The sequence below is a fragment of the Pedobacter rhodius genome, assembly GCF_027213645.1.
GTDB classification, from domain to species: Bacteria; Bacteroidota; Bacteroidia; order Sphingobacteriales; family Sphingobacteriaceae; genus Pedobacter; species Pedobacter rhodius.
The window spans coordinates 496,753-510,382 of the sequence record NZ_JAPWGL010000004.1 but is presented as its reverse complement, the minus strand read 5'-3'; the positions used below and the strand labels follow the sequence as shown (position 1 = coordinate 510,382).

The 13,630-nt window shown below is 37.6% G+C and carries 13 protein-coding genes; 9 read left to right on the top strand and 4 right to left on the bottom strand.

Annotated elements, in window-relative coordinates; translation table 11 throughout:
- Positions 1–11 precede the first annotated feature (11 nt).
- The 4 genes from O0931_RS16500 to O0931_RS16485 form a co-directional block, all read right to left on the bottom strand.
- A complete protein-coding gene (locus O0931_RS16500) occupies positions 12–1,292 on the bottom strand; it encodes an OmpA family protein (protein ID WP_269416580.1) in 1,281 nt (426 codons plus the stop codon).
- 405 nt (positions 1,293–1,697) lie between these two features.
- A complete protein-coding gene (locus O0931_RS16495; RefSeq protein ID WP_269416579.1) occupies positions 1,698–2,417 on the bottom strand; it encodes a LytR/AlgR family response regulator transcription factor in 720 nt (239 codons plus the stop codon).
- Between the two features lie 230 nt (positions 2,418–2,647).
- Positions 2,648–4,303 carry a sensor histidine kinase gene (locus O0931_RS16490; protein WP_269416578.1) on the bottom strand — a complete coding sequence of 552 codons (1,656 nt, stop codon included), beginning with the start codon at positions 4,301–4,303 and terminating at the stop codon, positions 2,648–2,650.
- 454 nt (positions 4,304–4,757) lie between these two features.
- Complete coding sequence (locus tag O0931_RS16485; protein ID WP_269416577.1) at positions 4,758–5,393, bottom strand: 4'-phosphopantetheinyl transferase family protein; 636 nt, start codon at positions 5,391–5,393, stop codon at positions 4,758–4,760.
- A 372-nt stretch (positions 5,394–5,765) separates the two neighbouring features.
- Here O0931_RS16485 and O0931_RS16480 point away from each other — a divergent pair, with 372 nt between their 5' ends.
- The 9 genes from O0931_RS16480 to O0931_RS16440 all read left to right on the top strand — a co-directional run bounded on the left by O0931_RS16480 (position 5,766) and on the right by O0931_RS16440 (position 13,523).
- Positions 5,766–6,827: an acyltransferase family protein gene (locus O0931_RS16480; RefSeq protein ID WP_269416576.1), complete on the top strand. Its 1,062-nt coding sequence runs from the start codon at positions 5,766–5,768 to the stop codon at positions 6,825–6,827.
- Positions 6,828–7,046: 219 nt separating this feature from the next.
- A complete protein-coding gene (locus O0931_RS16475) occupies positions 7,047–7,274 on the top strand; it encodes a hypothetical protein (protein ID WP_269416575.1) in 228 nt (75 codons plus the stop codon).
- A gap of 110 nt (positions 7,275–7,384) precedes the next feature.
- Entirely contained in the window at positions 7,385–7,939 is a 555-nt protein-coding gene (locus tag O0931_RS16470) for a hypothetical protein (protein WP_269416574.1), read from the top strand.
- A gap of 71 nt (positions 7,940–8,010) precedes the next feature.
- Positions 8,011–8,508, top strand: a complete 498-nt coding sequence (locus O0931_RS16465; RefSeq protein WP_269416573.1) for a cupin domain-containing protein — start codon at positions 8,011–8,013, stop codon at positions 8,506–8,508.
- Between the two features lie 150 nt (positions 8,509–8,658).
- Complete coding sequence (locus O0931_RS16460) at positions 8,659–9,387, top strand: acyl-CoA desaturase (RefSeq protein WP_269416572.1); 729 nt, start codon at positions 8,659–8,661, stop codon at positions 9,385–9,387.
- A gap of 371 nt (positions 9,388–9,758) precedes the next feature.
- Positions 9,759–10,088, top strand: coding sequence for a DUF1475 family protein (locus O0931_RS16455; protein ID WP_269416571.1), 330 nt, complete (start codon positions 9,759–9,761; stop codon positions 10,086–10,088).
- Between the two features lie 83 nt (positions 10,089–10,171).
- On the top strand, positions 10,172–10,969 hold the full coding sequence (locus O0931_RS16450; protein WP_269416570.1) for a DUF1295 domain-containing protein: 798 nt from the start codon (positions 10,172–10,174) through the stop codon (positions 10,967–10,969).
- 101 nt (positions 10,970–11,070) lie between these two features.
- Positions 11,071–12,102, top strand: a complete 1,032-nt coding sequence (locus tag O0931_RS16445; RefSeq protein ID WP_269416569.1) for an SAM-dependent methyltransferase — start codon at positions 11,071–11,073, stop codon at positions 12,100–12,102.
- Between the two features lie 134 nt (positions 12,103–12,236).
- Positions 12,237–13,523 (top strand): NAD(P)/FAD-dependent oxidoreductase, encoded by a 1,287-nt coding sequence (locus tag O0931_RS16440; RefSeq protein WP_269416568.1) that lies wholly within the window; start codon positions 12,237–12,239, stop codon positions 13,521–13,523.
- Positions 13,524–13,630 lie beyond the last annotated feature (107 nt).

Here is a 13,630-nt window from a genome sequence, read left to right as displayed (position 1 = left end):
TTAATATGTGTTTAATATAATGTGAATTCTACTCTTCTGTTTTCTTGACGACCGGCTGCAGTTTTATTGGTTGCAATTGGTTGGTCAGGTCCGTAACCAGTTGCTTCAACTCTTGATGCGTTCACACCCTGAGATACTAAATAAGCTTTTACGGATTCAGCTCTGTCTTTCGATAAGCGTAAGTTCAACTCTCTGCCACCTGTATTATCTGTATGGCCGGCTAATTTTAAGCTGAAGTTTTTCTCTACTAAAAGGTTAGCAACCCTGTTTAAAGTAGCATAAGATTTAGCACGGATAGTCGATTTACCTAAATCAAACTCTAAGTTAGAAATTGCATCCCTGACAACTTTGCGGTCTGCTTCGGTAACAACAGTAGTTTCTTTAATTACTTCACGTTGAACTTTGATAGGGCAACCTGCACCATCAACAACAGTTCCCGATACACTTCCCGGGCATTTATCAAATTTATTTGCAACACCATCGCTATCATCATCACCTAAATCTTTTGCATATTGTGCTCTGTCGTTCGCTGCATTTTCTTCTGCAGTTGATAATGCTTTTCTCAATTCCGCACTTTCTTCAGCACTTTGTTTACGTAAATCAGCTATAGCGCTGTAATTTTGCAATTGTGAATTTTCTTTGTTTCCTAAAGCAAATTCTAAACCTGCGTGAGCATAAGAAAATCTGCTTTCGTTGTAAGCACCTTTAACGGTTGGAGATGATTTGATGAAGTTAATGTCATAACCTAAATCGATGTTGATGCCTTTAGCTACACCGAATTTAAATCCGACACCTGTTGGGATATACCAGCCTTCTCTGTCTGAAAAAACCTGCGTATTTCCAACCTGCGAATCAGACGACATGTAACCGGCACCTGCTTTTACATATGGAATTAAAACTGCGTTTTCAGTATTTAAACTGAAGTTAGCAATGTTTAAAACAGCTGTTAACGACCCCGACCAGTTGATGCTATTTTTTTGTTCAATAGTACTGGTTGCATTTAATGTTTTAATCTCGCCACGTAAAAAGTCAGCTTGTAAACCTAAGGCCGGTAAAATCTGCTTTTTAATAAAAGCACCATAACCTATACTTTTAAACTCATCAGCTTTAACACTTCCGCCGCCCAGGAAAGTGTTTTGGCTAAGGATACCTCCGTGAGCACCGATGCTCCATGTTCTTAATGATTGCTTTCCAAATCTACCCGATGTAGTTGGTGTTTCTTGTGCAAATAATTGTGATGATAGGCCTAATAAGGCAATCAACATTGTTGATTTTGTAAATTTGATGTTCATTTTTTCTGTTTTTTGTTTTTCTTTACTTATGCTTCAAAGCAAATTTTACATCCTTTTAGAAAATGTAAATGCGCCCGATAGATTGGTAACCAGCGAAGCAAAATGTGTTCTCGGATCGAATGACTTAGCAGGGCTGAGGATACTTAGGGCTACCTAATTTAGTATGCACTTTTTTCCAGTGCTCCAAGACATTACAGTCACTATTGAATAAATAGGATCCGTTATGATTTATAAATATTTTTTTCATGGTCGTGTTAAATTATTAAGAGGGCTTGTGAGTCCTCTGTTTTAAACACTTCAAAGAAAGTTATTTGTATTTTCAGCAGAAAGTCCGTTCGGCAGAATGCCTTACCTGTCCGATAGAAAGTCAGATGTAAACGTCGAAAAGGAAATGGCGATTTGAAATTATAGCCAGGTTTTAAAATGTGATTTGAACTGCTGCCGATACTGATCGGTGACAGGTATTACTGCTTTTCCGATTTTGACGGTGTAGTGCTGAATGGCATCTATCTTATCTAATGCCACGATAAAGGATCTGTGAATGCGCATAAAACGATCTGCAGGTAATATACGCTCCATTGTTTTCATGGTAGACAGGGCAGTAATCATTTTTCCGCTTTTGGTGAAAACCTTGATGTAATCTTTCTGGCTTTCTCCATAAAGGATTTCATCGATAGGTACCCGGATTAATTCGTGCTCCACCTTAAGGAAGATAAATTCTTCTGCCTCATTTTTCTGAACTGTTGGCAAGGGATAATTTTTAGCTTTAAAAGCAGCTTTGAAAAAATCTTCGTAAGTAAAGGGCTTTAAAAGATAATCGATGGCATCTACTTTATAACCCTCTGAAGCGTGGTCACCTGAGCCGCTGATAAAGATTATCCTTGGCATATCCTTTCCATATTGCTCATAGAGCGTTTTAGCAAAACTCATCCCGTTTATTCCCGGAAGATTAATATCAAGTATAATCAAATCGATACCCGAGTTACCTAAAACATCAATGGCTTCTGCGGGACTGCTGTGTACAGAGACCAGATGGAGGAAAGAAGTTTCGCGAACAAACTCACTGACATAATTACTTACCTCAGGATCATCGTCAATAACAATACAGTTGAGTTTATTCCTCATGGAATTGACGGGTAGAAGTAATCTGAATCGTATAAGACATTTATCGTTATGCGCTTTAATTTTGCCTCAAAGGTAACTTTATCTTAGGGAAAAGGAAAGGTGAGGCTTTAAATATTTTACGGTAAGATAACCCTTACCTGCGTTTGCATACGATGCCGGCGATTGCATTTAATTTATCACAATTGATATTACAAATCGGACTTCACGAAAAAAGAAATGACTAATAATGACTAATAGGGTATCGAAAAACGGACCAAACAGCCCTGACCCTCATCACTTTCGAGTTCAATGGTGCCACCCTGGAGTTTTACCAGCTGGCGGCAAAGGTATAATCCCAATCCTGTTCCCCGCTTCTGGCCACCAGCCTGATAATAAGGAGAAAACAATCCCGCCTGTTTGTTTTTGGGAATGCCGGAACCTGTATCTTTTACGCTTACGGTAAGCAAAAACGAGGCGTTTCCTTTTTCCTGAAGTTTAGCAGATAAATTCACATGCCCTTTGTCGGTGTATTTAATAGCATTGCTTAATAAATTAATGAGCACCTGTTTAAGCCGTAAATCATCTCCATTTACGCTCAAATCATTTATGCCTTCAAATTCAAAATTTAAATCAATCCCTTTCTTTTCAGCCATAAAACGCATTGCCTCAACAGAATCGCTGATGGCCTGGTATGGAAGAAACGGATTTATCTTTAGTTCTGCAACGCTTTGTTCCAGTTTACTAACATCAAGTACATTGTTCACCGTCTCAAGGAGCAGAAAAGAAGATAAGTTGATAGAGCTAATTTTTTTCTCCTGTTCGGGCAATAATGTTGTTCTCTTCAGCATAAACACCGCACCGTTAATAGCCATTAATTTATTGCGGATCTCATGGCTCATAATGGCAAGTATCTCTGATTTTTGACCAGCCAGTCTGACCGCCCTCGAGTTTTCCATGATATACCGCCGCTCCGCGCCGGAAGCCTTTCTTATATAAATTATCAAGATTATGATAAATAACAATATGAACAGAGATGCTATTCCGGTAAATGTGTTTAAATCGCGGGAAGTAGACCGGTACTCCTCAAGTATTTCTTCGCGGCTTTTCTCATATGCTACCCGCTCGATAGCCTGAACATTTAGCAAGAGCTGCCGCAATTCGGTTAGCAGATTTAGATTGGCCAGAATCATTTCCTGGTTTGACTGGCCCAGGGCATCATACTGCTGTCCCAGTTCTTTTAATAGGTTGGTCTGATCGAGTTGAATGTTAGCTTTCTCCTGATTTTTGAGTTGCTTGATTGTGAGTACCTTTACATTAGAAGTATTTTTCACTGCATCTTTTAACCGCTTTATCAGACTACTTTTAGTCGGTTCCTTATAAACAGAAACTGAAGTATCAGTTTGCATATTCCCCCGCTCAAATCCTTTTGCAGACGACCGGTCATTAATTGAGCCTAATGTTGTCTTCTCAAGGAGCGATGTAAATCTTTTTTGAAGGTCAAATAGCTGTTGTGAAACCGCAATTTTTTGTTGAAGTGCAAGTGCAATTTGCTGTTTGCTTTTTGGTATGTTGCTGTTTCCATCGGCTTTATACCGTTGAATGATGTTCCCCATTTTTGCGAAAATATCCTTCAGGTGGTTTTTGTAAGCCTCCAAATCACTTACCTGCCCGTTCGCACTTGCCTGTTGGAAGCTATTTTCAGTCAGGTTCAAATCGACAAGCAGCCTGTTGATTGCCGGTTGCTGCCATGGCTCGTGTAGCTGACTGCTTAACCGATCTAATTTGGTGGTAATGGTATGGCGAAGTATAAATGATCCGGTTGTAACTATGAAGATAAATATCAGAAAAATAACAAATAGTTTTCTGATAATGCCGGTAAAACGTTCAGACTGGCGGTGATTGATCATCAGGGATTTATTTTCTTATTTGATTATGGGTAAAAAATATATGCCTCGCTCAAAAAGGTTTTTTTAAGTTAACGGGATTTAAACCTGAAGGTTTGTTCAAATTTTATCCTTTCGATACCTTAATCCAAATTTGTTTATTTGCTGGCTCTATCTTAAAAGAAAAAAAGTTTTTTTTTGTTTTATATGTACGAAATAATTTTTTAATAAAGGAGTATAACTAAGGTTTAGAAATACGAATTTACTTAGGGCGTGCATAAACATTACGCAAACAGTTTAATTAAGGAGCCTTCCCGTGATATGATCTATTACAAGTTAGCAAGAAAATCCGAAATGTGGAAAGTAAATCCCGCTCAGCGTATTAAAAAGGCATCTGAAAAGAAATATCAGGTGAATTTTTAATCCCATGTATGCAACGGACATAAAACCGGGCCCGGCGTATCGGTTGGGAAGCGGTTCAGAACAATTCAAAGTTTGCGGCGATGTCTGCCGGTAGCGGTTGTTCCGAAGCAATATGAGCCTGGTGCCCAGGGAAATAAGAAAGCGCTTTGTAGTGCCATGCCTTATCCAATACATTTACCTGTGCTTCCCGTATAATGAATGAATTTAAAGGCAATGACATACCGCGGCCATCTGCTTTAATTACCGCCTCTTTTATGGTCCAGTACTGGAAAAATTTTGAAATGGTGTCTTCAGAATCTGTAATATGCTGCCACTCAATTTTGGAAAACTGTGATTCGAAATGATGTAAATCAACCGGTCTGATTAGCTCTAAATCAATACCTACGGTCCCTTGCGTTGATACAGCGCAGGCAGCGTAGTTCCCGGAATGCGTAATGTTGAAATCAGGATATCCTTCAAGAAAAGGTCGTCCGTAAGTATTGTACTGAAGATTGGATAATGTGCTCTCATAACCAGAATCCTGTAAACCTTTTTTTAGAAGCAGTTTACCCAAAAGAGATCGTTGGATATCCTGCCAGTTTCGGAATTTCAGGATTTTGTTCTGAATTTCTGTTGGCAGCTGCCGGAGCATCTGGTGCAGCTTTTCGTCGTTAAATCGCTGTTCGAAACAGGCATAGTAAACTTTAATCATTTAATCATATATTTAAGTGTCCGGGCTTCAGTTCAGTTTTATTTATTACGAAAAATGATATCAATAAAGATTAAATGCTTTAAAATAAACTATTTGTATTAATTTGGATTTGCCAACTTGCAAATTAATTTGATAGCCGATAACTATTCTGAACACATAATTTTGATGAAAATAATTAAAATAACGCTTAAAACCTTAATACTTATCACAAAGCTATTGTTTATAGCAGCATCTTCGATCAGCTTTACCGGCAAAACCAGCATGCAATATTGCTGGTTCAGGATTAATACGCCATAGGGTTCGTAATTACCTTCAGTTTTGTAAAATTTGCAGGCATTATTAAAGCCTAAAACAACCAAATATAATATAGCAATGAATGATAACAATACGTTAGTCAGAGAACACTTTGAAATTCTTGATGGTTTAAGAGGGATAGCTGCAATTTTCGTTGTTGCCTTCCATTTTATGGAGATGACGATTTATGATTACAGTAAAATTTTAATAGGACATAGTTTCCTGGCTGTCGATTTTTTTTTCTGCCTGTCGGGATTTGTTATTGCATATAGTTATGACGGGCGTATCGAAAAACTGGGAACAGCTCGTTTTTTCAGATTAAGGCTCATCAGATTGCATCCCTTAGTCATTCTGGGCACTTTGCTGGGTTTGTTAAGTTTCTTGTTTGATCCTTTTTCAGCACCAGGCAAGCTACCCGGTTATGCGGATATTATACCGATGTTTATCAGTGGTATCCTGCTCATTCCTTTTCCTGTACTGGCAGAACGAGGATTTGCACTTTTTGCTTTTAATGCACCCGCATGGTCTCTTTTCTGGGAATATGTTGCCAATATTTTTTATGGCACCTTATTATACCGGATTAATCGTAAATACTTATCGGTATTAACATTGATTTCAGCAGTCTTGATCGGATGGGTGATTTTTAAATCTGGATCCTTAACCGGGGGCTGGGATAATAAGACTTTTTTGGATGGTGGGGCACGGGTGAGTTATTCTTTTCTGGCAGGAATACTGGTTTACCGCTTTAACTGGATAATAAAGAACCGGCTTGGATTTATAGGTGTGGCAGGTTTACTGATGTTGGCGTTTATCATGCCATTTTCAAAATGGAACTGGATTTCAGAACCTATCGTTGTACTATTTTATTTTCCATTACTTGTAGGTCTGGGTGCAGGGGCCACATTAGCTCCAAATTTCAAAGGCTTGTGTACATTCTCGGGTAAAATTTCTTATCCATTATATATGACGCACTATTCGGTTATCTGGATATTCCTGAATTTTTATAATCAATATAAACCTGTACCCTATATTAACCCTATTATCACACTTGCTGTACTGCTATTAATAGGCTTCGCATATTTGGTTCTGATAGGTTTTGATATACCCGTTAGGGCCTACTTGAAAAGAAAGGCGTCTTAGTCCCGTTTTAATACATCTTATCATATTTTCTATACCATAACGATTAATTCAAATTAAGGGTTTTAACATTACTGCGGTTTCTTAAAAAACTATCAGCCATAATGCTGCGATTATTTAATAAAACTGCTGAATTGTTGACTATTATCAATAAAATAATTGCAAAAAGGGTAATTTTGCTGTATGATTAATTAGCTTAATTTCTACATTTGTTACATGGAAATGCCAAACAGAAAATCTGATTTAAGTACTTTTTTGCAAAAAGTTAAACTATTGAGGGGTTTTGGTGATATGAACTCATATAGCCTGATTACTGAATTTAAAAATCTTGGAAACATTCCTGACTATAAAATAAAGAATATAATCGAAGATATGTCTTCACCACAGACATGGAATAATGGAAAATCAATTTTTATTGAAACTGTTTTAGAAAATATCGGTAGCAATTAGACTTATTACATAACTTACCAAAGGCCTTCATTATTAAATAGTGAAGGCCTTTTTTATGTAATTTTTTTAATATCCATAAAAACGACTACCTTGAATAAAAATTGATTTATATGAAAAAAGTTATCGCTATTTGTTTTTGTTTAACACTTGCATTTGGTGTTAAAGCACAGAGAACAGTACCTGAAATTAAAACGGGTACGGTTATGTATGCAACCGCATTTGTTCAGGGGCAGGAATTTCCATTATTGCTGACCATTAAAAGTACCACTGCACCGGTTAGTATTGGCTGGTCGGTAGATGGTTATGGAGAAGGTGCTTTTGAAATGAGTTCAAAATCTGTCGAAAGCGGAACTCAGCTTTTAGCCGTTTCACAACCGGCGTTAGGCGTTACCAAGATAGCGGATACTGAAACTTTTGGAATAATTTCTAAAGCGGCCTTCAAAACACTCGTTGATACTAAAACCTTTACATATGGCGGCGCAAAATTTAAAATTAAAACACCAGAAACTGCTGCTGTAAAAATCAATGGAAAAGAAGCAGATGTTTTTCATGTAATTAGTGAAGATGGTAAGCAGGAGTTATGGATTTTAAATAACGCTGCATTCCCACTTATCGTTCAATCAATTGGACAAGCAACTGATATCACCATATCAGAAATTAAATAGATTCTGATTATCAAAAAATAAAAAGCCCGAAAGGGCTTTTTTAATTTCAAAGCATTATTTTTACGCCAATTATGGAAAACGACAAAAAAGAAATATTCGATAACGTTGCACAACGTCTAAAAGTTGAAGGTTTTAATGTAGTAAACCGCGATGAAACCCGTCCTTGGGGAGGTTTTTTTGTAATAGATGAAGCACAGGCACAGCAATTTGCAGATACTTATTTTGATGGTTTGGATGTAGAAGGTTTAAAAATAGGCGGGAAGTTAAGCCCTAAAATTTTAATTGTTGCGCCAAATACCCGTCTTTCATGGCAGTATCACCATAGAAGAGCAGAAATCTGGCAGGTGGTTACCGGTACAGTTGGTATTAAAACCAGCCAGACGGATGAAGAAGGTGAACTAAAAAAATATGCACCGAAAGACCAGATCAAACTGCAGCAAGGTGAACGCCACCGTTTAATTGGCTTAGATGATTGGGGCGTCGTTGCAGAAATCTGGCAACATACCGATGCTGCAAACCCATCTGATGAAAGTGACATCGTAAGGGTTCAGGACGATTTCGGCAGGTAATTATTTAATTCAATACAAAAGGTGCGGACAAAATATCGATCGTGCCTTTTTTAACATATCTTTGTTCGTTTCAATAACGAATCTAAATAACGGAGGCAGATAAAAAACTAAAAGCCAATAAATTCCGTTTATAAAGCATATACATCATACATGATCATCCTAATTTTTTTTCTTTGCCATTGGTTTTTATCCTTATTTAGCCAGACTTTTTTCCTGCATCGCTATTCATCGCATAAGATGTTTAAAATGGAGCCATTCTGGGAAAGGGTTTTTTATTTAATTTTATTGATTTCTCAGGGTTCTTCGTTCTTAAATCCCCGGGCCTATGCCATCCTGCATCGTATGCACCATGCTTATAGTGATACGGAGAAAGATCCGCACTCGCCACATTTTTTTAAAGACGTATTTGGGATGATGATTGCCACGAAGAATATGTATATGAATTATTTACACTTCAAGATAGAACCCGAACCTGCTTTTCGGGGAAATTATCCTGAATGGCCTTTAATTGACAGAATTGGAGATTCATGGCTTTGGAGAATTGGCTGTGGTTTATTTTATATTGGTTTTTACCTGCTGTTTGCCAACCATTGGTGGTTATTTATTTTATTACCAATCCATTTTTTAATGGGTCCGTTACATGGTGCAATTGTAAACTGGTGCGGACATAAATATGGCTATTCAAATCATGATAATGAAGATCACAGTAAAAATTCCTTACCCTGGGATTTCTTGCTGATGGGTGAATTGTTTCAGAATAATCACCACAAAAAACCAAATAGTCCGAATTTTGCAACTAAATGGTGGGAGTTTGATCCAACTTATCCGGTGATGAAGGTATTGCATTGGATGAAGATTATTAAGATAAGAAAGGTATAGGTTCGTTTGTCATCCTGAGCTTGTCGAAGGATATACTTCAAATAATTTAATTACGCTTTAAGATTCCCGCCTGCGCGGGAAAGACGTGTTGAGGAGAAAGGTAGCTTTGGGGTGAATCGTTTGGTGTGGGCATTTCGTCATTCCCAACCCGATTGGGAATCCTAAAGCATTAACCATTGGCATTAAAATTCCGCCTGTGCGGGAAAGACGTTTTGAGGGGGAAAAGGGTTTGAGATAGAGCGTAAAGTCTCGGCGTTTCGTCATTCCCAACTTGATTGGGAATCGTAAAGCGTTAAATATATGCATTAAGATTCTGCTCGTGCTGGAATTACCTGGTATAAAAAGAACATTTTTTAAATAAATCTCATCCCATGATAAACTTTCTCAAAATCATTTTCGCTGCACTTTTCGTTTTCATGTGCTACAAAGTAATTTCCACTTCGCTGGAAAGTAATCTTTTCGAGCAATGGGATTTCCTGGGCAGCATTCCGTGGATGCGCGCCACCCTATGGGATTTTTATGCTAACATATTCATCATCACCTTGTGGATGTTTTATAAAGAAAAAAGCATTATTCTTAAAATCTCTATTGTAATTTTGTTCGTATGTTTGGGTAGTATAGCAACTTTAGCTTATGTTTTAGTTCACCTATTTAAACTAAAAGATGGCGAAGGTATTAAAGACTTACTGGTGAAAAGGTAGAAGGCGAAAGGTATAAGGCTAAAGGTAAACCTAAAGCGGAATGCATTTTCCTAAACCCTAAACATTAAACTCTAAACCTAACGATGGATTATAAACATCTGCTTTTTATTGCCCTCATATCCTTAATTGCTTGTTGCACCATTATGGCCTTGGTTTGGTTATGGGCAAAAAAAATAAGAAATGCCGGTGTTGTTGATGTTTTCTGGGCATTGAATTTTCCTGTAATTACCTTAATTACTTTCTTTTTATCAGAAGGATTTGAAACCAGAAAAATTTTAATCTGTACGATTTTCTTACTCGCTGAGTTAAGATTGGGCATCCATTTGTGGCAACGTGTAATTGGCCATTTAGATGAAGAGGAGGGAAGGTATATGCAACTCCGTAGCGAATGGGGCGATAAAGCTGATAGAAACTTTTTTATATTTTTTCAATTTCAAGCCATTTCAAATGTATTGCTGGCGATTCCATTTTTTATCATCACAGCCAATGCGTCAACAGAAATTTCAACTTTAGAATATGTTGGTTTGGTTATTTGGGTAATTGCCTTTACAGGCGAAATGATTGCCGACCAACAGCTTGCTGCCTTTAAAAAAGACCCAAAAAATAAAGGTAAGGTTTGCGATACCGGATTGTGGTATTACAGCAGGCACCCGAATTATTTTTCTGAATGGTTAACCTGGATGGCTTATTTTATTTTCGCACTGGCATCGCCATGGGGAATTTTGGCCATCATCAGTCCGGCAATTATTTTATATTTATTAACAAAAGTAACCGGCGTTCCGAATAATGAAGAACAAAATTTAAGGAGCAAACCAGTAGCTTATAAAAAATATCAACAAACAACTTCCTCCTTTTTTCCTTGGAGGAAAAAGTATGGATGATGGGAAATGTAAAATGGATAATGGGCAAAATCCATTAGTCTTTTTACATCGTAAATTATCCATTTTCCATCTTACATGAATTCCATCTTACATCTCAAAATATGTGGTACGATAAACTTTTAGAAAACGATAAACTTCCTGATACCGCATTGCGTTTAGGGATCAGAAAACTCTGCAAACAGCGCTTAGATGATGAAACTTTAGGTGATGAAGAGTTGCAGCAGGAAAAATTTATGGATTTGGTTGCTGAATTGAAGCAATCGCCTATTGCGGTGAATACGGCAGAAGCCAATGAGCAACACTACGAATTGCCAACTGAATTTTTTCAATATTGCCTGGGTAAAAACCTGAAATATAGCAGTGGTTACTGGAAACCTGGTGTAAAAGATATTGATACATCGGAAGATGATATGTTAGCTTTAACCTGCAAAAGGGCAGATTTGCAAGGCGGTCAGAATGTTTTAGAACTGGGCTGCGGTTGGGGTTCGCTATCATTGTATATGGCTGCAAAATTCCCCGACAGCACTTTTACAGTCGTTTCAAATTCGGCCACACAGAAAGTTTTTATCGACGAAACAGCAAAGCAAAGGGGCATTCAGAACTTAACGGTTTTAACGGCGGATATGAATACGTTTACCATTGCCGATACTTTCGACAGGATTGTTTCTGTTGAAATGTTTGAGCACATGCGTAACTATAAATTCCTGTTGAATAAAGTTGCTGGTTTCTTAAAGCCCGACGGTAAATTGTTCGTCCATATTTTTACGCACAAAACTTTAGCTTATAAGTTTGAGGTTATTGATGAAACAGACTGGATGAGTAAATATTTTTTTACGGGTGGCATTATGCCATCGAACCATTTATTTTTCTACTTCAATGACGATTTAAAAATTGATAAACATTGGGTCGTAAATGGAACCAATTACGGCAAAACTTCTGAGGCCTGGCTGAGTAATATGGATAAGCATAAAAAAGAAATCATGCCGATTCTGGAGAACACTTATGGTAAAGACCAGGCTGTAAAATGGTGGGTTTACTGGAGGTTGTTCTACATGTCTTGTGCTGAACTATTCAATTACAATCAAGGAAACGAATGGATGGTTTGTCACTATTTGTTCGAAAAGATCAAATAGTGATGGAAGAGGTAATGAGGTGAGATGGATGACGGGGACTGTGCGAATAGCCACAAGTTCATGTCAATTTTGCATTGTGCAACCCATCACCCATTTTCCATCTTACATCATCCATCTTTAATACATTTTACATCATGAAGAAGCTCGCCATTATTGGTTCTGGAATAGCAGGAATGGGTTGCGCCCATAAGCTGCAACATCAATATGATATTACAATTTTTGAGGAGGCCGATTATATTGGCGGCCACACCAATACGATTACGCTTGAGGAAGATGGAAAACCCATTTATCTCGATAGCGGTTTCATGGTTTTTAACTACCAGACCTATCCGAATCTAACCGAAATGTTTGCTGAAATTGATGCGCCCGTTATTAAAACGGATATGTCTTTCAGTGTTCAGTTTTTACCTAAAAAGCTCGAATACAGCGGCTCCAGTTTAAATCATTTATTTGCCCAGCGGAAAAATTTGTTTAATATTTCTTATTTAAAAATGCTGATGCAGATTAACCGTTTCAATAAGCAAAGTGTTGAGATTTTGGATAAACCAGCTTACCAGGATTATTCTATCGGCAGGTTTTTCAAGGAGTTTGGCTACAGCGATGATATGCTTTGGCAATACCTGATTCCAATGAGTGCTGCGGTTTGGAGCGCACCAATGGAACAGATTTTAGATTTCCCGGCAGTTACTTTAATTCGTTTTTTTAAAAATCATGGCTTCCTGGGTTTAGACACACAACATCAATGGTATACATTGCAAAACGGAAGTCAGGCTTACCGCGAAAAACTGATTGCGCCTTTTCGTAATCGAATTAAAATAAACAACAAAATCGTTTCCGTAAGAAGACTGGAGAACGGAAAGGTGAAGGTCGAAAATTCAAAAGGTGAACAGTTTGAGTTTGATAAGGTAATTATGGCGAGTCATGCCGACCAGACTTTCGAAATCGTTAAGGATAAAACGCCTTTAGAAACAGAATTGCTTTCCAGGTTTAGATACCAGCTTAACAGAGCCGTTGTTCATACCGATGAAAAACAAATGCCGGAAGCGAAACTGGCCTGGAGCAGCTGGAATTACCGCGTAGAAAAACAGGGTGATAAATTGCTGCCAAGCACGATTTATTGGATGAATAGTTTGCAGGGTGTTTCCAAGAAAACAAATTATTTTGTTTCTATAAATCCTACGGAAACATTAAATCCTGATAAAATTATTAAGGAAATTGATTATCATCATCCGCTTTTTGATGTTCCGGCCATGCAGGCGCAAGAACGTTTGCATGAGCTAAATGAAAATGGTCCCGTGTATTATTGCGGCAGTTATTTTAAATATGGTTTTCATGAAGATGCGTATAAAAGCGCAGTGGATTTATGCTTAATGATGGACGATGGAAGAGGTAAGATGGATGAGGGTAACGGAGGATGTTAAATGGGAGACGGAAAATGGTCGAAATATTTAAGTTCCATCAACCATTTTACATCCTTACATTTTACATTTTTTTTATTAGTTTTATTAAGTCATCCTTGGAGATTTTA